16 protein-coding genes are annotated in these 20,519 nt (G+C 69.6%); 4 read left to right on the top strand and 12 right to left on the bottom strand.

What is annotated here, in order from left to right:
- The first annotated feature begins 102 nt into the window (after positions 1-102).
- Both DI526_RS11600 and DI526_RS11595 read left to right on the top strand, forming a co-directional pair.
- On the top strand, positions 103-3,018 hold the full coding sequence (locus DI526_RS11600) for a TonB-dependent receptor (RefSeq protein ID WP_304277777.1): 2,916 nt from the start codon (positions 103-105) through the stop codon (positions 3,016-3,018).
- Between the two features lie 37 nt (positions 3,019-3,055).
- Entirely contained in the window at positions 3,056-5,497 is a 2,442-nt protein-coding gene (locus tag DI526_RS11595; protein WP_304277775.1) for a prolyl oligopeptidase family serine peptidase, read from the top strand.
- On the opposite strand, the gene DI526_RS11590 is transcribed toward DI526_RS11595, so the two are convergent.
- From DI526_RS11590 to DI526_RS11580, 3 genes are all read right to left on the bottom strand, one after another.
- Positions 5,392-7,227 carry an asparagine synthase C-terminal domain-containing protein gene (locus DI526_RS11590; RefSeq protein ID WP_304277773.1) on the bottom strand — a complete coding sequence of 612 codons (1,836 nt, stop codon included), beginning with the start codon at positions 7,225-7,227 and terminating at the stop codon, positions 5,392-5,394. The genes DI526_RS11595 and DI526_RS11590 overlap by 106 nt on opposite strands.
- A 3-nt stretch (positions 7,228-7,230) precedes the next feature.
- On the bottom strand, positions 7,231-7,875 hold the full coding sequence (locus tag DI526_RS11585; protein ID WP_304277771.1) for a lasso peptide biosynthesis B2 protein: 645 nt from the start codon (positions 7,873-7,875) through the stop codon (positions 7,231-7,233).
- A 498-nt stretch (positions 7,876-8,373) separates the two neighbouring features.
- On the bottom strand, positions 8,374-8,991 hold the full coding sequence (locus tag DI526_RS11580; protein WP_304277769.1) for a GntR family transcriptional regulator: 618 nt from the start codon (positions 8,989-8,991) through the stop codon (positions 8,374-8,376).
- 335 nt (positions 8,992-9,326) lie between these two features.
- Between DI526_RS11580 and DI526_RS11575 the strand changes: the two genes are divergently transcribed.
- Entirely contained in the window at positions 9,327-9,821 is a 495-nt protein-coding gene (locus tag DI526_RS11575; protein ID WP_304277767.1) for a helix-turn-helix transcriptional regulator, read from the top strand.
- Positions 9,822-9,830: 9 nt separating this feature from the next.
- Here DI526_RS11575 and DI526_RS11570 read toward each other — a convergent pair whose 3' ends face one another.
- From DI526_RS11570 to DI526_RS11560, 3 genes are all read right to left on the bottom strand, one after another.
- Positions 9,831-10,163 (bottom strand): DUF736 domain-containing protein, encoded by a 333-nt coding sequence (locus tag DI526_RS11570; RefSeq protein ID WP_304277765.1) that lies wholly within the window; start codon positions 10,161-10,163, stop codon positions 9,831-9,833.
- 375 nt (positions 10,164-10,538) lie between these two features.
- Positions 10,539-10,856 carry a DUF736 domain-containing protein gene (locus tag DI526_RS11565; protein WP_304277763.1) on the bottom strand — a complete coding sequence of 106 codons (318 nt, stop codon included), beginning with the start codon at positions 10,854-10,856 and terminating at the stop codon, positions 10,539-10,541.
- 544 nt (positions 10,857-11,400) lie between these two features.
- Positions 11,401-13,008, bottom strand: a complete 1,608-nt coding sequence (locus tag DI526_RS11560) for a hypothetical protein (RefSeq protein ID WP_304277761.1) — start codon at positions 13,006-13,008, stop codon at positions 11,401-11,403.
- 527 nt (positions 13,009-13,535) lie between these two features.
- Here DI526_RS11560 and DI526_RS11555 point away from each other — a divergent pair.
- Positions 13,536-13,826, top strand: a complete 291-nt coding sequence (locus DI526_RS11555; RefSeq protein WP_304277759.1) for an AlpA family transcriptional regulator — start codon at positions 13,536-13,538, stop codon at positions 13,824-13,826.
- A 15-nt stretch (positions 13,827-13,841) separates the two neighbouring features.
- Here the strand turns inward: DI526_RS11555 and DI526_RS11550 are convergent, their stop codons facing one another.
- From DI526_RS11550 to DI526_RS11525, 6 genes are all read right to left on the bottom strand, one after another.
- On the bottom strand, positions 13,842-15,098 hold the full coding sequence (locus DI526_RS11550; protein WP_304277757.1) for a tyrosine-type recombinase/integrase: 1,257 nt from the start codon (positions 15,096-15,098) through the stop codon (positions 13,842-13,844).
- Between the two features lie 316 nt (positions 15,099-15,414).
- Positions 15,415-16,977, bottom strand: a complete 1,563-nt coding sequence (guaA, locus tag DI526_RS11545; RefSeq protein WP_304277754.1) for a glutamine-hydrolyzing GMP synthase — start codon at positions 16,975-16,977, stop codon at positions 15,415-15,417.
- Between the two features lie 30 nt (positions 16,978-17,007).
- On the bottom strand, positions 17,008-18,288 hold the full coding sequence (locus DI526_RS11540) for an RsmB/NOP family class I SAM-dependent RNA methyltransferase (protein ID WP_304277751.1): 1,281 nt from the start codon (positions 18,286-18,288) through the stop codon (positions 17,008-17,010).
- Positions 18,288-18,677: an MAPEG family protein gene (locus DI526_RS11535; protein ID WP_369691982.1), complete on the bottom strand. Its 390-nt coding sequence runs from the start codon at positions 18,675-18,677 to the stop codon at positions 18,288-18,290. Before DI526_RS11535 ends, DI526_RS11540 begins: the two co-directional genes overlap by 1 nt.
- Before the next feature lie 9 nt (positions 18,678-18,686).
- Entirely contained in the window at positions 18,687-20,150 is a 1,464-nt protein-coding gene (gene guaB, locus DI526_RS11530; protein WP_304277747.1) for an IMP dehydrogenase, read from the bottom strand.
- Positions 20,151-20,285: 135 nt separating this feature from the next.
- Complete coding sequence (locus DI526_RS11525; protein WP_304277745.1) at positions 20,286-20,489, bottom strand: hypothetical protein; 204 nt, start codon at positions 20,487-20,489, stop codon at positions 20,286-20,288.
- Between the last annotated feature and the right edge of the window lie 30 nt (positions 20,490-20,519).

Below are 20,519 nucleotides of genomic sequence, written 5' to 3'. Positions count from 1 at the left end.
AGCAGCGCGGCGCCCGCCGAAGCCGCCGTGCAACTCGAGATCCCGCCCGGTCCGCTCGACGTAGCGCTCCTCGCGCTCGGCAGACAGGCGAAGTTGCGGATCATGTTCACCAGTCAGCTGGTGGCCGGACGTCGAACGGCGGGGGTGAGCGGCTTGCTTACGCCGTCGGCGGCCCTGTCACAGCTCCTGGACGGCGCCGACATCGATGTCCGCCAAGCCGGTCCTGGGGTGTTGGTGCTTCATCCGCGCGCCAAACTCTCCTCTCCCCCGAGCGCGTCCCTAGACCAGACGAACGGCGGCTCAATAACAACGTCCACTGCTCCGGCGAACGCCGCCGCGAACGCCCCGATGGGCGACCTCGCGCCAGGGGCCGATCCGGCTTCGCCGGGTACAGAGCCTCATATGGTCTCGGAGATCGTCGTCGGCACCCACATCCGCGGCGCGAGGGACGTCGCGGCTCCAGTGTTGGTGATCGGCCGCGAAGAGATGGATCGCGCCGGCTACGCCACCCTCGCCGAGGCCTTGACGGCGCTTCCGCAAGCTTTCGGCGGCACGGCCAGCGATGACACGGCCACCACCGGGGCCGACACCACGGGCACCAACCAAGCTCGGGCCACGGCGGTCAATCTGCGCGGCCTGGGCGCCGACGCCACGCTCGTCCTGGTCAATGGCCGACGCCTGGCGGGCGCGGGTCTGCTCGGAGATTTCGCGGATCTCTCGTCCATCCCGCTGGCCGCGGTGGCGCGGGTCGAGGTGCTGCTCGATGGCGCCTCGGCGCTCTATGGCTCGGACGCGGTGGGGGGCGTGGTCAATATCGTGATGCGCGATCGCTACGAGGGCGCCGAGACCCGCGCGCGCATCGGCGGCTCGACCCATGGCGACCTGGCCCAGCGTCAAGTGGCGCAAACCTTCGGCAAGACCTGGGACAGCGGCTCGCTCCTGCTCACGGGCGAGTACCAGCGCCGCGGGCGCAGCCGCGCGGCCGACCGGGCCTATACCACAAATGCCGACCTACGCTCCCTCGGCGGAACCGATCACCGTCTCTACTATTCCATGCCCGCCACCATCCTTGGCGTCGACCCGGTCAGTTTTCAGCTTGTCCCGATGTGGGCGGTGCCCGCCGGTCAGGACGGCACGCGCCTGCGGCCTTCAGACTTCATCTCGGGCGGCCAGAACCAGACCAACTGGCGCGCCCCCGTCGATAATCTGCCGAGCCAGGAGCGCGGCGGCGTCTACGCCGCGCTGACGCAGGACCTTGGCGACCGCGTCACCCTCAGCGCCGACGCTCGCTACAGCGATCGGCGCTACACCGCCTACTCCGTGGCGCCGCTCACGGTGATGGTCGTCAATTCGGCTAATCCCTACTTCGTCTCGCCCAACGGCGCGTCGAGCAACTATGTGGCCTATTCCTTCCAGAACGAAACGGGCGGCCTGAAGAACACCGGCGAGGTCCAGAGCCGGGCGTTCTCGCTGGGCGCCAAGGTCCGCCTGCCGGCGAACTGGCGACTGGATCTCTATGGCGGCCACGGCGAGGAAATCGCCACCAGCCTGGCCAGCCACGGCCTCAACACCGCGTTCCTCAACGAAGCGCTGGGCGCGACGCCCGACAATCCGCTGACCGCCTTTAGCGCCGCCCGCGATGGCTACTTCAATCCGTATATCGGACAGGGCCGCAACAATCAGACCGTGCTGGATTTCGTGACCTCCGGCTATGACACGCGGCGCACCGTGGGCCGGTTGGACACGCTGAGCGCCACCGCCGACGGCGCGCTGCTCGATCTGCCGGCCGGGGCCGTGCGGCTGGCCCTCGGCGCCCAGTGGCGCGAGGAGGGCCTGAAGACCATCGGGGTCTCGGGCAGCGTGGCGGCCCTGCCGCGCCCAGCTTTCCAGCGCCATGCCGAGCGCCGGGTGGGCGCCTTATTCGCCGAAGCGCGCGTGCCGCTGTTCGGCGGCGATTTCCGTCGCCCGGGCCTGGAGCGGCTGGAGCTGTCGGCCGCGGTGCGGCGCGAACACTATACCGGGGGGCTGACCAGCACGGTGCCCAAGGTCGGCGTGGTCTGGGGACCGACGGCGAGCCTCAATCTCAAGGCGACCTATGGCGAGTCGTTCCGCGCGCCGTCGCTCAGTCAGCAAACCGATCCCGAGACCGCCTCACCGACCAATGTCAGTCATGGCGCGGGCACGGCTCTGACCCTGATCCGCTACGGGGGCAATCGCGACTTGCGGCCCGAACAAGCCAAATCCTGGACCGCGGGCGTCGAATGGTCGCCGCCGGCTTCGCCCGGAACCCGGCTTTCGGCGACGCTGTTCGACACGCGCTTCACCGACCGTATTGGCCGGCCCGCCAACGACAACATCTCCACGGTCCTCACCGCGCCCGATCTCGCCCCGTTCCGCACCTTCGTCAGTCCGGGCTCCAATCCGGCGGACCTGGCGCTGGTGCAGGCCCTCCTGCGCAACGCCACCTCGTCGGCGGCCGCCCTCTACCCCGCCACAAGCTACCGGGCGATCGCCGACGCCCGATATGTGAACACCGGCTCGTTCCACGTTCGCGGCCTGGACCTCACGGGCGCCTACGCCTTCAAGCTTGGCGGTGACCCGGTGGCGGTCGGCGGCAATCTCTCCTGGCTGATGGCCTATAAGCGCCGGATCACCGCGGCGGCGCGCGCGGTCGACCTGGCGGGCGTGGCGACCTATCCCGCCGATCTTCGCGCTCGGGCCTTCGCGACCTGGACCCATGGGCCCTTCGCCGCCACGGCGAGCCTCAATCACGTCGGAGACTTGCGAGACGTCGGCGGCGCAAGGGTCGCGAGCCAAACCACCCTGGACCTCCAGCTACAATGGACCGCGCCGGCCAAGGACGGCCCCATGCGCAATCTCTCCCTCGCGGTCACGGTCCAGAACCTCTTCGATACCGACCCGCCCTTCTACGACGCTCGCACGGGCGTCGGCTACGACCCGGCCAATTACGATCCGACCGGCCGACTGTTGGCGTTGCAACTGACCAAGGCCTGGTAGGCCCGCCCTCACCTCCCCTCGAACCTAGGAGACCGCGATGCGTTCCTGCGCATGGCTGGCGCTCGCCTGTGGCTTGGCGACCGCCGCCCCCGCCGCCCCCGCGACGCCCTTCACCGTCGAAGCCCTGCTGTCGCTCGAAGAGATCGGACGCGCCGCCTTTTCGCCCGATGGCCGATGGTTCGTCTTCGAACGCCATCCCGCCTGGAAGTCGGCTCCGCGCTTTGACCAGGATTTCATGGTCGGGAGCGCGGCCAGCCAGCTGATGGTCGTCGATCTGAAAGCGCCCGGGCCAGCTCGGCCCCTGCTGGTGGCGGAGGCCGGCAGCGGCGACGCCATGGGGGCCTTTTCGCCGGACGGCGCGCGGATCATCGTCGTTCGCCAACGTGGTCACGCTCGCGAACTTGGCGTGGTCACCGTGGCGACGGGCGCGGTCGCCTGGTCGGGCCGCCTGGTCGAACCCGAGCTTTGGTTCGCCCAGGCCCGTTGGCGCGACAACAACGAAGTGGTGGCGATGTCGCGGCCGCCGGAGGCGATCGCCCGCCTGTCCGGTCTCGGCTGGCAGGGGCGCGAGCGCGTGTCGAAGGCCTGGGCCGCCAGCGCCGAGGGAAAACTCTCGGTGACAGCGCTTGGCAGCGGACGCTTCACCGCCATGAACCCGCCCGCCAGCCAAGCGGCTCTCGTCGCCTTCAATGTCGTCACCGGTCGCTCGCGGGTGTTGGCCCACGGCGCCTTCGCCGACCTGCTGCTGGCCCCAGGCGGACGCACGGCCGCCGTATTGGAAGAGGCCGAGCGAACCGAGCCCACCGCGCAGAGCCTCATTCGCGTCGGCTACCCGCCGCGCCGGCTGCGTCTGGTCATGGTCGACCTGACCACCGGCGCGCGGCGGACGCCCTGCCCACGCTGCGATCTGGTTCGCGGCGCCTGGGCTTGGTCGCCGCGGGGCGAGGCCCTGGCGGTGGCGGCCAGGCCCGATGGCGATGGATGGGCCGACTATCGCTACTGGCGTCTTCCGGTGGTGGGGCAGCCCACCGTCCTGGCGCCGGGATTGACCCTGGCCGACACGGGCGGGCGTGATCCGCGTCCCCTGCCGGCGATCGCGTGGCCGGACAAGGATCCTCTGGTCCTCGCGCGCGAGGGCGAGGCGGCGCGACGCGATTGGTGGCGCCTCGGTCGAGGGGCCCCGGTACGCCTGACCCGCGACAGCCCCGAACCCCAAGGGCCAGCGCTCGTCAGCGCCAATAAGGGTCTGGCGCTACGCAGCGCCGAGGGTCTCCGTTGGCTAGACCCGTCTGGACGCCTAGGCGCGCGACTGGCCGGCCCGGACGCGGTCGTAAAAGCGCCGATCGACCCGCTCCCCGGCCTGCCGCGCTCGGCGGGACTGGTCTTTGACGCTGGGACCCATCGCCTGCTGACCTCGGGCGGCGTGCTGTCGCGACCGCTGCAGTTGCCCGAGCGGGCCCAGATCCTCGCCCTGTCGGAGACGTGGGGTGGCGTCGCGGCGCTCAGCACGGACGCTCACGGGGTTGGATCCTTGGTTTTGGTCAGACCGGACGAAGCCGTGCGAGAGGTCGCCACCGTCAATGCCGAGCTGGCTAAGACGGCGTTCGCCAACCCAGCCCCCGTCATGCATAGGGCGATGAACGGCGCGCCCCTGACCAGTTGGCTCTACCTGCCACCCCAGGTGCCGCCGAACGGTCCCAAGGGCCTCATCGTCACGCCCTATCCCGGCGCGCGATACGCCCGCCCGCCATCGGCGGCCGAGCCCGGCGCGCGGTCGTTCGACGCCAATGTCCAGCTGATGGCCGCCGCCGGCTACGCCGTCATCGTCCCCAGCTTGCCGATGGAGCGCGATCGCGACCCGATGCCCGGCCTGGCCGACGCCATGCTCTTGGCCGTCGACGCCGCCGTCGCGGCCAACCCCATCCTGAGAGATCGCCCCCTGGCGGTGTGGGGGCAGAGCTATGGGGGCTACGGCGCCTTGGCGGCGGGCGTCGAGTCTTCCCGGTTTGGGGCCATCATCGCCTCGGCGCCGATCACCAACCTTCTGTCGTACTATGGGGCCATCCATCCCGAGGCGCTGGCGTCGCCAGAGCTGATGACCCTGCCGTCGGAACTGGGATGGGCCGAGCATGGCCAAGGCCAGATGGGCGGGCCGCCCTGGCTCGCCCCCGACAAGTACCTGCGCAACAGCCCGGGTCTCCAGTCGGACAAGATCAACGCGCCGGTGATGTTGATCTACGGGGATCTCGACACCGACCTTGGACAGGTGACGACGCTGTTTTCGTCGCTCTACCGCCAGGGCAAGGACGCCCAGCTCCTGCTCTATCGCGGCGAGAGCCATGTGGTGCTGAGCCCAGACAATGTGCGCGACCTCTATCGCCGCGCCTTCGCCTTCCTTGACACCGCCCTCTCGCACCCGTCTCCGCTCAACGCGGCACGGCCGGCGGAGGCGGAGTCGTTGATCCGCCCCTCCCAGTGACCGACCCAGGCCTCCAGCGCCGCGGCGACTAGGATTTCTCCATAGAAGTCCTTCCAGACCAGGGTCTCGGGACGCAGGGCGAGCTCCAGGCGCTCGCGGTCGATCAGTCCTCGCGCCACCAGCCGTCCGTCCAGCAGCCTTTCCCGAAGGACGGGGAGGCTCGCGGCGACGCTGCGACCGAAGAAGGCGGTGATGTCGCCCTTCGAGCGCCGCTCGGCGACAAGCCTTGGCAGGCGATCGGCGAACGCCTGGCGCGCCAAGGTGCGCTCGTCCTCTCCAGCGCTCAGCAGGGTCGCGGGAATGGAAAGGCAAAGCTCGATCATAGGCTGGCTTAGCAGGGGATGGGCCAGGCGCGTCGCCTCGCCGCGACGGGTGCGGGCCACGACATTGAGGCTGTTGACCAGACCCGCGACCTGCACGCGCTTGGCCGGCGACACGCCCGCCAAGTCGGAGAGCCACGGGTGAGCCGCTGCCCTCGCCACGGGGCGAATGAACCGCTCTTGTTCAGCGCTCCGCCGGGCAACCGGCGCGCCGAGCACCGCTTGGCGCGCCAGGCTCCAGACTGATCGCCGCGTGCGTCTGGCGATGTCGCCCAGCCGCGCCAACCGGCTGCCGTCGCAGGGCTGCCCTCGCAACAGATCGGCGGCGAGCTCGGCCGCGCCCAGTTGGTAGAAGACCACGTCGCCGCCGTGCCCGGTGAGAAGAACCTGCGCCTTCAGCCGCTCGACCTCCTCCAATAGAAGCCGATCATAGTCCGGATCGAGGGCATTCAGGCTTGGCCGCACCCCGGCGGCGCCAAAGTCGAACGCGGCCTGGTCCAGGGCGAACGGCGCGCGGCGAACGGCGCATAAGGGCGTCCCCGTCGCGTCGGCGACGGCTTGCGCCCACCGTCGCTCGTCGCCCTCGGGCTGATCGCGATAGAAATTGATCGCGCCGGCGGGCCTGAGGCCAAGCCGGGCCAGGGTGGTGGCGACAATCGCCGAGTCTAGACCGCCGGAGATCTCGCAGAGCAGCGCTTCATCCCTATCGGCCGCCGCGGCGACGCTGATGTCGACGCAGCGCCGCAGATCTTCAAGAAGGCCTGCGGACGCGCGGGGCGCCCTGGCGAAGGCGCGTGGCGACCAAAGACGCGCGCTTTCGCGTCCGGCCTGACCGTAACGGCATTCGCCTGGATCAACAGCGACCAGACCGAGCAGCGGCGGCGCCGCGCCGGTTCGCCGAGGATCGTCGAGCAGATCGCCGAGCCTTGGCCAGTCGATGGCGAGGCCGACGGGCGCGGCGCATCCGAAGGGGGCCTCCGAGCCGATCAGCGTGACCCCGTCGCGCGCCCAGACGAAGGCGTCGAGCTGCCCCGTGGGATCACGCAAGACCGCCGGCGGTTCCTCGCGCCGGCGGGCCATGATGGCGACATAGCCGCCCCAGGCGCCTTCGATCAGCCGCGAGGCCGCCTCCAGTGGCTCGGCGTCGATCAGTCCACGCAGATCGGCGCGACGAACCTCGCCCGACGCCGACGCAGCACGGTCGAACACGGTCCCGAGCACGACGCCGCCAACGCCGCCGGCGCCCTGCAGCCCATGCACCTCGGGCGTCACCACGCCCTTGACCAGGACCGCCAGGCCATAGGCCTCCAGGGCTCGGCGCCAGCCCTGCTGGCCCGTCAGCTCGGCGAGCATCGCCTCGAAAGCCGTGTCGGCGTCGCCTGGCGCTCGAACGAGGACGAGATAGCCCATCGCTCACGCCACCAGGATGGGACGATAGCCGGCCAATCGCTCGGCCTCGTCATCGAGGGCGACGTCGCCGACCTGCAGCCAGCAGTGCGCGCGAAATGGCCAGACACTGACCCCAAACACCCAATCGGCGTCATGACCGAGGGCGCGCAGATAGGACCTCAACATGTGGCTTCGGAAAAGGCATGCGCCATCGACGGGCAACCAAGGCGTGAGGCGGCGATAGGCGCGGAGATCGTCGAGCAATGCCGGCGAGAGGGTCTCCACCCGCGGTCTTGGCGATCGCACCAGGTCCAAAAATGGCCGGCGACGACCGCGGCGCGCATCGATCACCGCCCCGATGATGGCGCGCCACCGACGGGGCGTGCCCGGCGACGCGGCCTGGTGCTCGGCGCGGATCAGGTGGCGCGCCGTCCGCGCGACGCCAACCGGGGCGCGTCGCGCGCGTCGGGGCGGCGAGGTTTCGGCCAAACCCGCTTCAACGAGCGAGTCCGCTAGTCCACCGGGCGCGCCGGCAACCCGCCCGTCCGCCGCGACCGCGATCCCAGGAACATTGGGCAGGCAAAAATAGGCGTCCGCGCTGGCGTCAAGCAGCACCAGATCACCGTCGATGGTCACGCCATGAACGTGGTCGGCAAGGCGCAGCGACATGCCGCCTCCGCTGAAATCATCGTTGAGCCGAGGGCCGGCGCCACCGGCGCCGGAGGCCCGGATCAGGCCGGGTCGTAGTAAAGCGGCAGGCCTTCTTCCATCTGCAGCGAGCCGCCGCCGGCCTGGGTCAGGCGCATCGCGCCGCCAAGACGGATCAAGGGGAACAGACGTGTCATCGGACCGTCTCCTTTTACGGGAAGCCGCGTCGGGACGCGGCCAGATCGCGCGGCGCGGGCTTGTCGCCGACGCCGCGCGAGGCGGATCCAGCGGCGGCTCGAGTCGAGCCGCGAGCCGGCGACGGGTTCAGACCGGGTCGTAGCGGATGAACTCGACGGACTCGGCGAGCTGGGTGCCGCCGCCCGATTGGGTCAGCTGCATCGCCGAGCCGAGACGGATCAGTTGGGTGGAGTCACGCATGGCAGTCTCCTTTCATTCAGCCGCGGGTTGCGGCCCAACCAGGAGGCGACCGGCAGGGGGTATATTCAAACTATATCCGGCCTATATCTGGAGGCGCTCAAGCGTCGCCGAGAAGAGCATCGACGCGGCGTGGACGCGGCGCCGATAGAACGCCCGCGCGGCGCGCCTCAGCCCCGCCGGATCGGGGTAGGTGAGCCTTAGGGCCTCCATCGTCGCCTCTTGGTCGCCGATCAGCGGCGCCTCGGCCGCCACGAACGGCGACAGCGGCTCGCGCGTTCGCCGCAGGGAGGCCAGCAAGGTGCGATCGGCGGCCTGAGCCACCAGAACATCGAATGTCGCATTGGGATCGGCGCTGTCGGTCAACGGCCAAGGCGGCCGCGTGCCCTGCCCCGCCAACCCCGGGGTCGCGGCGCGGAGGTCGGCCGACAAGGCCGCCAGCACATGGGCGAGATTTAACCGATAGAGCTCAGCCAGGCTCGCCCCGTCGAAGGTTCGGCCGACATAGCCGGCATGGCCGCGGACGACCAACCCCTCGCCGGCTAGCCAGGCCAGCGCCTCGCGCACCGGCGTTTGACTGACGCCGAGCTCACGGGCCAGCAGATTGATCGCCAGCGCGCGGCCTTGCAGACCCTCCCCGCTCCGCAGCTTGATACGGATGGCCTCCAGCGCCCGCTCGAACGGATCGCGATCTCGGCTCACGCTATCCCCACCGCTAAAGCGATGAGGCTGAAAGACCAGACGCGCGCCTGTCGAGCCACGCTCCTGTCTTGCGCCTTCGCCGCGCCAACTTTCGCGGTCGCAAGAAGGGTCTTTCGGGTTCTCCGCCTGAACCCGACGCCCGTTTCCCCAGGATCGTGCGGCAATCTCCCGACGCCAAGGCCACGGGCGGCCTGGTTCGGCGCGGCGGGTCTCCAGGATTGCAAAAAGACGGCCCAGGGCTGAGGCTTGCAACCCTCGGTGATTGATCCGTAACCGGACGAGGATCAGATAGTGGCTCGGCTCTAGGTTGATCGCGTGTCGAGTGCGGAGTGTGTATGTCCCAGCTAGACGCCAGTTACGCGCGGCAATCGGCGCTGCTTTCAACCATCCTCAAGACAATCAGAGGTGAGCGCCGGCTAACGCAGCTTGAGCTCGCCAACGCCATGGGCATCGCCGAGAAAACCTACGAGAACTTTGAAGCCGGACGCGGACGGCTCAATTTTGACCGCATAAAACGCTTCGCCGAAGCCACGCGCAGCGACGCCCTGGCCATTGTCCATGGCGTGATGTTCGAGGATCCGGAGATCGCCTATCGGGCCATGGACAACAAGTCGTCGACGATCCTGTGGCTGGCCCACCGCGAATTTAGCGAAGACGTTGGCGACGCGGTGAGCTTGCTGCCCGGCACGGCGGTGTTCGAAGCCTTTCGGCAAGCGTTCGCCGCTCTGAAGGAGCTCCTGGCCCGGCGCCGCAACGGCGCCGAGCATTGGCTTGAGCAAGAGATCAGTCGCCTCTATCGCGGCGGCGAAAGATCGTCCCCCGAGGATTAGGCGAACGACCTAGGCTGGCGCTGGCGGGGCCTGGGCCGGCGGCGGCTCGGCCCGGCGGATCCACACCAGGGGCAGCGCCCCGTCCTCAGCGGCCATCAGCCGACCGCTGACCGGCTCAGGCCAGGTCGGGTCATCGAGCTTCAGGCTGAGCACCGCGCCGCTGGTGTCGCTGACCCGCCAGGCCGCGCCGCATTCGCGCCCGCCGACCTCGGCGATGTAATCCGGCGCCTTGGGCGAGAACTTCTCGGCCGCGACGAGGGTGACGGCGACGTCGAGGCTCAAGGTGGCGATGCGGCCAACGAAGCCTTCGCCCTCGCGGCGGAAGTGTCCAATGGTGGTCATGGCGTTGTCCTTGCTGGCCCGCCCCCGGGGCGGCGAAGGCCCGTCTGGCGGCGGCTCGAGGGACCGGCGGGGGGAGTTGAGCCGGTCGGTCGAACCGCCGCCTCGCCGCGCTCCGGGGGGACGAGAGGCGGCGACGGCGCGGGGTGCGAAGGAACGCCTGGGCGGGCGGTTGGAAGCGTCCTCGCAAGATCCGCCAGACGGTTCTGAGCCGGCTCTGGACCGCGCTCAAGACGGCGCGCGCCAGCGTCGTGCAACGACAGGCGATAGCGTGGAATCGGCGGTTTCGGCCAAGCTGGCGCGCGCCACGCGCCTGCCCTTTTCGGCCCTCCAGGCGGGCCAAGCCCGCCCCGCCGAGGTGGCAGGGCGGGCGGCCGACTAGTCCTCCTTGGCGCTGGTGCTGCGCGACCAGACCAGGGTGTGGACGCCCTCGATCACCACCAGGGCGGCGTTGATCGCCGCGCCGAACGAGGGATCGTCCAGCTTGACCGACAGATAGTCGTTGTTGTCCTTGCTGGTCTTCTTCCAGGCCGCGCCGAGATTGGCCTTGCCGGCGGTGATCCGGAAATCCGGGCTCTTGTCACTCACCTTGTCGGCCGGGCGGATCTGCACGGTCTTGAGGTTGATGGCCAAGGTGTTGATGGCGCCGGTGAACGAGCCGTCGGCGTTGGCGGTGAAGGTGCCGATGGTGGCCATGGGGGTCTCTCCAATCTAAGGTCCGGGCCGCGCCGATCGCGGCCTCGATGGCGATCGATGGACCGGGGCCCTGGCCCGTCTCGCAGAGCGCGCCCCTGCCCGCCGATGGAAACATGCGGGCGCGCTTCCGGAGCTTGGCGGAGGACCAAAACGGCCAAGTTTCTTGTCTCGCGAGGAATGGGCGCGGCGCCGCCGGCCCAGGGGAAGAAAGGCAGGCCGTGCGGTTGCGCGGCGGGCGGCGCCCGGTCAGATCCGGCCAGAAGAGGACGCGCTCGACGCGCTCGGCCTTGACGCCCTGGAGAGACCCCCAAGGCAGCCCTCGGCGCTTTCAGGCCAAGGCCGACGCACCGTTCGCCGGGCCATTGACGCCTCGCCATCGACGGCAAGACCACGCTGATCCGCCCGGCTGACACGCTCAGCGGCAAGCCCCGATTTCCGGATCACCTCCGGCAAGGCCAATCTCGGCGCCGGCTGGACGACGGCCGGCCGGACAACAGCGCGTCGCTGTCGGTCAGGCAGGGCGATCCCTCATTCGGCGCGGCGATCAACGCCGCCCTGGTGGTGATCGAGGGCGCCCACCCCCTGGTCTGGTCGCGCAGCGCTGGCGCCAGGGAGGACTGCCCCGCCGCCGGTCTCGCCGCCTCGGCGGGGCGGGCTTGGCCGCCGCCGGGAACGCAGGGCGCGCCCGGCGCGCCGCGCAGTTCTCCCCTAGCCGCCCGCACCCTGGGCCTATGCGCACGGACGCGGCCGATCCTTGAGGATCGGCCGCGCACGGCCAGCAATGATGACGGGCGGCCCGCGCGGGCCACCCGTCCTTGGACCTACGCCGCCGGCTCGGCGAGGATCGCGGCGACCTCGGCCTCGTCGCGCGGCGTCTGGTCGAGGTCGGCGGCGACGTCCTCGGGGGCGATCGGCGCGCCGTCGTCCTCGGTCTCCTCAGCACCCTCGGCAGGGTCCGCCGTGGGTTGGGCGACGCCCTCGTCGCCAGGATCGTCCGCCACCCCGCCGTGCGCAGCACCCCCGGCAGCCATCCGGCCTCGACCAGCAGCGGCTCGGCGGCCTCGACCATTTCGGCCTTGCGCAGGCCGGAAAGCCGCGCGGCGGCGTCCGGCGACACCGCGTCGGCGATGGCGGCGAGCACCTGGGCCTTGGTCACCCGGTCAAGATAGCGACGGCCGGTCGGGCGCCAGTAGGCGCGCATGTCGAGCGCGAGAGCGCTGGCCAGGGTCTCGACATGGGCCAAGACCGGGACCGGACGCCGCTCCCAGGCCCGCACCCCGTCGAGGGTGAGGCTGACGCAGTGGGCCAGCAGGCTGGCGCGGCTGTCGCCGTCGAGCCCGACCACGAAGTCCCACAAGTCCTCGGCCTGGGTCGGCATCTGCCGCGCCCATTGGCGATGCCGTTCGGCGATCGCCAGGGCGGCGGGGCTTTCCTCGATGCCCTCGGCATAGCCGCTCAGCTCGCGCGAGCCCCAGCGGATGTCGAGGCAGGAAGCCGCGGCGCCCATGCCAAACACCCGGCTGACCAGGGCGTGGACCAGGGCGAGCTGGGCAAGGTCCGGATCCTGAGCCAGGGCGTCGCGCAAGGCGGCGGTGCGGTGGGCGGTGAGGTCGGCGACCACCCGCTCGGGCAGCGGCGCGGCCGGGTCCCCGGCGGGCTCGGCGTCGGCCTCGGCGTCGGGCTCGTCATCCCACGGCGCGTCCGCCCCGTCCTCGTCCCCGTCGCTGTACCCGTCCCCCTCTCGCGCGCTGGGGGCCACGCCGTCCTCGTCGTCCGCGCCGCCTTCGGCGTCGTCGGCTTGCGGCGCGGCCTGGTCCTCGGGCCGCACGAACCCCCGGTCGATCCGGGCCTCGCCATAAGGGGTCAGGACCACCAGGACCCCGGCCCGGGCCTTCTCCCGCGCATCAAAGCCGTAGCCGTCGCCGATCGCCTCGCGCGCGTCCTCGATCGCCGTCAGCCGATCCTCGACCTCCTGCGGCAGCGGATCGACATCGGCCCATTGGTCGATGAGCTCCCGCGCCTCGGCGTCCAGGGCTTCGAGGGTGGCCTTGGGGCTACTGGCTTGGCCGTGACCGGCGGCGCCGGTCACGAGGCCGCCCTGATGGGCGGCCGGGATCGCGGCCTCGGCCGCTGGGCTGTGAAGGGATGTCATGATCTGCCTCCTTGGGGGCGTGGGGGTCAGGCGCAAAAAGCGCGCCTGACCCCGGCGCCCGTCGGCGAGACCGGGTGTGCAAGCGGAGGGGCGGCTTCGCGGGGACCCGGCTGCAGGGGCCCGCCCTGCCCGCTCTTGTCGCCTTGTCGACCAAGGCCCCGAAGCTGGGCGGAAGCCGATCCGAAGCGCGCCGAGGGCGGAGCCCTAAGCCCCGGCGGGCGCCGCCCGCCCAGCAAAGATGAAGCCTGCACAGGAGCCCGCGCATCGCGCGTGGCGGGAAGCTGCGTCGAGCGGCCGGCGGCAGGCCAAAGCCTGCCCGCATGGCGTCGCGCCCGAGGGAGCGGCGAAAGCCGCGGGATCCGAGCGTGACCGCCGGCCGCTCACCCTCCCCGGGTGAAGCCGGCAGCGAAAGCGGCCGGCGGGAACCCGCCGTTCGCCTGTCTTTGCACGCCACGGCGCGATCAGCGCCGCCAACGCCTTGCCCCGCGCCCGCCCGCCGGTGTTGCTGGCCGGCAAAGGAGATCGCCATGTCCCAGCCCCCCGCGCCGCCCCACCCGTTCGGAACCCTGCCCGCCACCCGAGCGATCCGCCGTCCAGAGCTGCGCAAGCTTGTGCCGCTGGCCGACACCACGATCTATGAGATGGAAAAGCGCGGCGAGTTTCCCCGCCGCTTCCCCCTGACCCGTCGGTGCGTGGTCTGGGATCTGGCCGAGGTCGAGTCCTGGCTGAAGGCGCGCAAGGCGGCCGCCACAAGCCCAGACTCCTGCGCGCCTGGGCCAGACGTGCGTTTGCGCCGCGCTCGTCCCGTCAGGGGGTGAACGCGTCGCCCAGGCTCATGCCCCCGGGTCCAGAACCACGCCGTGGTTCGCCGACGGCTGCAGGGTCGGCGTGTGCTTTAGCCCAGCAGCCCAGGCGTCGACCATGTCGGCCCACTCCTGCAGCATGTGCGCCCGCGCGTGGGCGTATTCGGCGACGTTATAAACCCGCCGCGAGGTCCTGCGGTCGACGTGGGCCAAGCACTTCTCGATCCAATCGGCCTCGAACCCGACCTCGTTGAGCAGGGTCGAGCCGGTCCGGCGCAGGTCGTGGACCGTGAACGGTGCCAAGGCCTGCTGGTTCTGCTGAGCGCGGTCGGCGATCGCGGTGGTCACCCGGTTGAAGGTGGCGCGCGACATCGGCTGGTCGGCCTCGTAGCGCGACGGCAAGATGTAGGGCGAATTGCCCGCGCAGGTTCGTAAGGCGATCAGGATGTCGAGCGCCTGGCGCGACAGATAGATGTTGTGCGGCCGGCCGCACTTCATTCGGTCGGCGGGGATGCACCAGAGGGCGTTGACGAAGTCGACCTCGTCCCAGGTGGCGAACACCAGCTCGCTCTTGCGCACCAGGGTCAGCAGGATGAGCTTCATGCCCAAGCGGATGGTGGGCAGAGTCGGGACCATCTCCAGCAGGCTGTAGAAGATCCGGATTTCCTTGGGCGTCAGAGACCTCTCGCGCGGCTGGAACTTGGCGATCGAGGCGGGACTGACCTCGGTGGCGGGATTGTCGAGCTTGACGCCGTGCAGGCGGGCGAAGGCATAGACCTGCTTGACCAGCTCCCGGACGTGAATGGCGGTGGCCGGCGCCCCGCGCCCGACGATCGTCTCGCACAGGACGCGAATGTCGGTCGCCTCGATCTCATGCAGGCGCCGGTTCTGGAACACCTTGGCCACATCGCGCAGATAGATCGACCGGCGCATGTCGCGGGTGCTCTGGGCCATGGTCGCCTTTTCGAACCAGCGCTCGGCCCATTCGCCGAAGGTCCCGCAGTCACGCTGCTGAGCCTTGGCGCGCCGGCGCTCGATCATCGGCGATTGACCATTGCGGACGGCCTTGCGGGCTTCCATGGCCAGCTCCCGGGCGCGCACCAGGGTAATGCCGCCAACCCCATACCGGCCAAGGGTTAGCGTCTCTCGGCGGCCGTTGATCCGGTAGTCCAGCCGGAACGACACCAACCCGGTCGGAGCGACCGCGACGAAAATACCGTCACGATCCGCCACCTTGTACATTTTCGCCTGTGGTTTCAGGGACTTGAGCTTGCTGTCCGTGAGCATTGACGGTCTCCGAATGGCCCCAAATCGCCGTTCGGACGCGCAAAAATACCGTCAGACCACTTGAGGCCGACTTTCGCGCAATTTCCGTCGGATTTTCAGGGACTTGGGTTCGAGAAAAATACCGTCATGACGTAATTTCGGACCGTATAGCGCCTAAGATCAATCCCGCAAGCCTTTGGGGAATACCGTCACGGGTACCGTCAAAGCAAAAGAGCGCTGGCGATTGCCAGCGCTCCTTGATGAAAGAAAACACGATTTATTTCAGCGCTTTAGCCTGTTTTCGGAACGCTGCCGAAAGCCCTAAAATGACGCCCCGTCACTCCCACTCGATGGTGCCCGGCGGCTTGGACGTCACGTCGTAGACCACCCGGTTGACGCCGCGCACTTCGTTGATGATCCGCGTGGCGGTCTTGCCCAGCACCGGCCAGGGGAACTCGAAGAAGTCGGCGGTCATGCCGTCGGTCGAGGTCACCGCGCGGAGGGCCAGGACGTTCTCGTAGGTCCGGGCGTCGCCCATCACGCCGACCGTCTTCACGGGCAGCAGCACGGCGAACGCCTGCCAGATCTTATCGTAGAGGCCGGCGTTGCGGATCTCTTCCAGATAGATGGCGTCGGCCTCTTGAAGCACCTTGACCTTCTCGGGCGTGATCTCGCCCGGGATGCGGATGGCCAGGCCCGGACCGGGGAACGGATGGCGGCCGACGAAGGCCGGCGCCAGGCCGAGCTCGACGCCCAGGGCGCGGACCTCGTCCTTGAAGAGCTCACGCAGCGGCTCGACCAGCTTGAGCTTCATGTAGTCCGGCAGGCCGCCGACATTGTGGTGGCTCTTGATCACCGCCGACGGCCCGCCGCGCGCCGAGACGCTCTCGACCACGTCCGGATAGAGCGTGCCCTGGGCCAGGAACTCCGCGCCGTCGATCTTGGCGGCTTCCTTGTCGAAGACGTCGATGAACAGCTTGCCGATGGTCTTGCGCTTGGTCTCCGGATCGCTGACGCCCGCCAGCTCGCCCAGGAACAGCTCGCCGGCGTCCACATGGACCAGCGGGATGTTGTAGTGGTCGCGGAACAGGGTGACGACCTGATCGGCCTCGTTCTTGCGCAGCAGGCCGGTGTCGACGAACACGCAGGTCAGTTGGTCGCCGATCGCCTCATGGATCAGGACGGCGGCCACCGAGCTGTCGACGCCGCCCGACAGGCCGCAGATCACCTTGCCCGAACCGACCTGGTCGCGGATCCTCGTGACCATCTCCTGGCGGAAGGCCGCCATCGTCCAGTCGCCCTTCAGGCCGGCGATGTTGAAAAGGAAGTTCCGGTACATCTTGGCCCCGTTGACGGTGTGGTACACCTCCGGGTGGAACTGCAGGGCGTAGATCTTCTTCTCGTCATTGGCGATGGCCGCGAACGGCGCGCCGGTCGAGGTGGCGATGACCTCGAAGCCCTCGGGGATGGCGGTGACGCGGTCGCCGTGGCTCATCCAGACGGTTTCCAGTTCGCCGACGCCGGCCAGGCCCTGGAACATCGGGCTGACCTTGCCGACCGTCAGTTCGGCGCGGCCGAACTCGCCGGCGTGACCGCCCTCGACCTTGCCGCCCAGAACGTCGCACAGCAGCTGCTGGCCGTAGCAGATGGCCAGCATCGGCAGGCCAAGATCAAAGAGCTTGCGGCCGATGCGGGGGCTGTCGGCCTCCAGCACGCTGGCCGGACCGCCCGACAGGATGATGGCGCTGGGCTTGTATTCGTCGACGATGGCCTCGGCCTTGTCGAACGGGTGGATCTCGCAATAAACGCCGGCCTCGCGCACCCGCCGAGCGATCAGCTGGGTCACCTGGCTGCCGAAGTCGACGATCAGGACGCGCTGGTGGTTCGGTTCGGGGGTCATTGGCGGGTCTCCAGCGGTCTAGCGGTCAAATCAGGGCGTGTAGGTGGAGCGCTCCAGCACGGCGGCGAAGAAGCCGTCCGTCCCGGCGCGGTAAGGGGTCAGGCGCAGATAGCCTTCGGGGCTCACGTGCTGCTCGACGCCCGGCAGGGCGATCGGCTTGACGGTGAATTCGGGGTGGCGCTCAAGGAAGCCGGCGACGCGGTCTTCGTTCTCGTCGGTCAGCAGCGAGCAGGTGACGTAGACCATGCGGCCGCCGGCCTTCACGAAGGTCGCGGCGTCCTCCAGCACGCTATCCTGCTCGATCTGGCGCTTGGCCAGCTGGTCGGGCGACAGGCGCCACTTGGCGTCCGGGTGGCGACGCCAGGTGCCCGCGCCCGTGCAGGGGGCGTCGACGAAGACGACGTCGATCTTGCCTTCAAGGCCCTTCAGCGGGGTCGCCTCGATCGGCGAACGGATCTGCAGGTTACGGACCCCTGCCCTCTGGCCGCGGCGGATGGTGTCGGCGAGGCGACGGGCGTCGGCGTCGTGGGCGAAGATCTGGCCGCTGTTGCCCATGGCGGCGGCCAGCGCGAGCGTCTTGCCGCCCCCGCCGGCGCAGAAGTCCAGCACCTGCTTGCCCTTGACCTCGCCCGCCACCGCGGCGGCGATCTGCGAACCCAGGTCCTGGACCTCGAACCAACCCTTGGAGAAGGCCGGCACGGCCTCGACCGACGGGGTGCGGTCAGCGGCGGCCGGGGCCGGAATGCGGAAAGCGTTCGGCAGGACGCCCGCCGGCGCGGCGTGGATCGGGGCCAGAGCCTTGGCGGCGCGCTCGGCGTCGGTCTTCAGGGTGTTGACCCGCAGGTCGACCGGGGCGCGTTCGGAGAGCGCCCGCATCTCGACGGCCTCGTCGGCGCCCAGGGTGCGGATCAGCCGCTCCTCCAGCCAATCGGGATAGTCGCCGACCACCGGGGCCGGCGCGCCGTCGAGCGGAACAGGATTGGAAAGACGCTCGCGCTCCGCGTCCGTGAGCGGGCCAAAGCCATGCTCCTCGGCGGCAGCCTCGGCGATGCGGTCCGGCGTCCAGGCCCAGGTGAAGGCCAGCACGCCCAGCACCACGCCGCGGGCGCTCGGATCGCCCATCATCCAGCCCAGCGAGCGCTTACGACGCAGGGCGTCGAGCACCAGGCCAGAGACGAAGGCGCGATCCTTGGAGCCTGCGTAGCGCGCGGCCTCGCCCCAGCGCTTCAGCGCCATCTTGACCGGAAAATGCCGCGCCTCGATCTCGGTCAGAACCTCGATCGCCGCCGAAACCCGTCCTCCGTCGCGCATCAGACGACCAGAGCCAGGAGGGTCAGGAAGATCCCCGTGAAGGAGACGGCCCAAGCGATGCTGCGCACCCAGGGCGCGCCCAGTGCGTAGAGCGGCAGGAAGGCGATGCGACCGCCGACATAGAGGCCCGAACCGATCAAGGTCAGGCTCCCGAACCGACCGCCCAGATAGGCGACCAGCACGGCGGCGGCGAAGAACGGGAAGCTCTCGCGGTAGTTGGCGAAGGCCCGTTCCAGCCGCGCGGCCAGGCCGCTGACCGGAACGGGCTCGTCGCGCGGACCGGCGCTCCACTTCAGGCCCCGCTGCGACACGCCCGCCAGGGCCGCCGCCAGCAGGTGGACGAGGCCGATCAGGACCGCCACGCCCAGCATCTGAAGTTCGAACGCCATGCGCATCGGCTAAACCGCGCTCGGATAGTTCGGGGCCTCGCGGGTGATCATCACGTCGTGGACGTGGCTTTCACGCAGGCCCGCGCCGGTGATCCGAACGAACTTGGCGCGCTTCTGCAGCTCGGGGATGGTCGGCGCGCCGACATAGCCCATGGCCGCGCGCAGGCCGCCGACCAGCTGGTGCAGCACCGGCGAGATCGGGCCCTTGAACGGGGTCTGCCCCTCGATGCCTTCCGGCACCAGTTTGAAGCTGTCCGTCACTTCCTTCTGGAAGTAGCGGTCGGCCGAGCCGCGGGCCATGGCGCCCACCGAGCCCATGCCGCGATAGCTCTTGTACGAGCGGCCCTGGTACAGGAACACCTCGCCCGGCGCCTCTTCGGTGCCGGCGAACATCGAGCCCATCATGGCGGTCGAGGCCCCGGCGGCGATGGCCTTGGCCAGGTCGCCCGAGTACTTGATGCCGCCGTCGGCGATGATCGGCGTGTTGCTCTCACGGCCCGCGCGCACGGCTTCCATGATCGCGGTCAGCTGCGGCACGCCCACGCCCGCGACGATGCGGGTGGTGCAGATCGAGCCTGGGCCGATGCCCACCTTCACCGCGTCGGCGCCGGCGTCGATCAGGGCGCGGGCGGCGTCGTAGGTGGCGATGTTGCCGGCCACAATCTGGACGCGGTTGGCTTCGCGCTTCAGACGAGAGACCGCCTGGGCGACCTGGCTGGAGTGGCCGTGGGCGGTGTCGATGACGACGACGTCGACGCCGGCGTCCACCAGGCCCATCGAGCGCTCGAAGCCGGCGTCGCCGACGGTCGAGGCCGCGCCGACCAGCAGGCGGCCCTTGTCGTCCTTGGCAGCCAGGGGATGAGCCTGGGCCTTCTCGATGTCCTTCACCGTGATCAAGCCGACGGCGCGATAGGCCTCGTCGACCACGATCAGGCGTTCGATCTTGTGCTTGCGCAGCAGCTCGCGCGCCTCGCGGTGATCGACCCCCTCGCCCACCGTGATCAGGTTCTCGCGGGTCATCAGCGCCGAGGCCGGGACCTTGTCGTCGCCCTCGAAGCGCATGTCGCGGTTGGTCAGGATGCCGACCAGCTTGCCCGAGCCGCGCTCGACCACCGGGAAACCCGAGATCTTGCGGCGGGCCTTGATCTCGCGGACTTCAGCCAGGGTGGTGTCGGGGTGGATGGTCAGCGGATTGATGACCATGCCGCTTTCGTAGCGCTTCACCTCGCGGACCTGGTCGGCCTGCTCCTCGTTGGTGAGGTTACGGTGAAGAATGCCCAGGCCGCCGGCTTGCGCCATGGCGATGGCGAGGCGGCTTTCGGTCACCGTGTCCATGGCGGCGGACACGAGCGGTATGTTCAGACTGATTTCACGCGTGAACCGGGTCTCGGTCGTCACCTGGGTGGGCATGACGTCGGACGGGCCGGGTTCGAGCAAAACGTCGTCGAAGGTGAGCCCTTCGCGAATCTCCATCGGAGTCTCCATTTTGCGGCGCGGATATAGCCGCGAGGTCGACGGTTGTCGACCCGGAGTCGGCGCGAAATGGAGAGGAATTTTTCCGGGCGGACAGCGGCGGCGTCAACGAGGGCGCGACGCCGCCCTCACCGCCTAGACCGGCTTGGCGCCCGGCGTGCCGCACTTGGCGAACTTGCCCTTGGCGTCCTTGCACTTGGTCGGCTTGGCCGGCGCGGCGGCGGCCGGGCACTTGATGAACTTACCCTTGGCGTCGCGGCACGGCGCGGCGGCATAGGCGGCGCTGGCGCTGGAAAGGGCGACAGCAAGCGCGAAGGCGAGACTGAGGGTCTTGGACATGGCATGTCTCTCGTAAGCGCGGACGGCTCC

The organism is Caulobacter segnis (assembly GCF_003243465.1).
Lineage (GTDB): Bacteria > Pseudomonadota > Alphaproteobacteria > Caulobacterales > Caulobacteraceae > Caulobacter > Caulobacter segnis_A.
The sequence above is the reverse complement of the archived record's forward strand: the minus strand, read 5'-3'. Positions and strand labels throughout refer to the sequence as shown.

Coding starts and splice junctions, on each gene's coding strand:
- DI526_RS11535 (WP_369691982.1), bottom strand. CDS start 18,677: ATGGCGTTCGAACTTCAGATGCTGGGCGTGGCGGTCCTGATCGGCCTC.
- guaA (WP_304277754.1), bottom strand. CDS start 16,977: ATGACCCCCGAACCGAACCACCAGCGCGTCCTGATCGTCGACTTCGGC.
- DI526_RS11575 (WP_304277767.1), top strand. CDS start 9,327: ATGTCCCAGCTAGACGCCAGTTACGCGCGGCAATCGGCGCTGCTTTCA.
- DI526_RS11600 (WP_304277777.1), top strand. CDS start 103: ATGTTCACCAGTCAGCTGGTGGCCGGACGTCGAACGGCGGGGGTGAGC.
- DI526_RS11595 (WP_304277775.1), top strand. CDS start 3,056: ATGCGTTCCTGCGCATGGCTGGCGCTCGCCTGTGGCTTGGCGACCGCC.
- DI526_RS11560 (WP_304277761.1), bottom strand. CDS start 13,008: ATGACATCCCTTCACAGCCCAGCGGCCGAGGCCGCGATCCCGGCCGCC.
- DI526_RS11565 (WP_304277763.1), bottom strand. CDS start 10,856: ATGGCCACCATCGGCACCTTCACCGCCAACGCCGACGGCTCGTTCACC.
- DI526_RS11570 (WP_304277765.1), bottom strand. CDS start 10,163: ATGACCACCATTGGACACTTCCGCCGCGAGGGCGAAGGCTTCGTTGGC.
- DI526_RS11555 (WP_304277759.1), top strand. CDS start 13,536: ATGTCCCAGCCCCCCGCGCCGCCCCACCCGTTCGGAACCCTGCCCGCC.
- DI526_RS11550 (WP_304277757.1), bottom strand. CDS start 15,098: ATGCTCACGGACAGCAAGCTCAAGTCCCTGAAACCACAGGCGAAAATG.
- DI526_RS11540 (WP_304277751.1), bottom strand. CDS start 18,288: ATGCGCGACGGAGGACGGGTTTCGGCGGCGATCGAGGTTCTGACCGAG.
- DI526_RS11590 (WP_304277773.1), bottom strand. CDS start 7,227: ATGGGCTATCTCGTCCTCGTTCGAGCGCCAGGCGACGCCGACACGGCT.
- DI526_RS11585 (WP_304277771.1), bottom strand. CDS start 7,875: ATGTCGCTGCGCCTTGCCGACCACGTTCATGGCGTGACCATCGACGGT.
- DI526_RS11525 (WP_304277745.1), bottom strand. CDS start 20,489: ATGTCCAAGACCCTCAGTCTCGCCTTCGCGCTTGCTGTCGCCCTTTCC.
- guaB (WP_304277747.1), bottom strand. CDS start 20,150: ATGGAGATTCGCGAAGGGCTCACCTTCGACGACGTTTTGCTCGAACCC.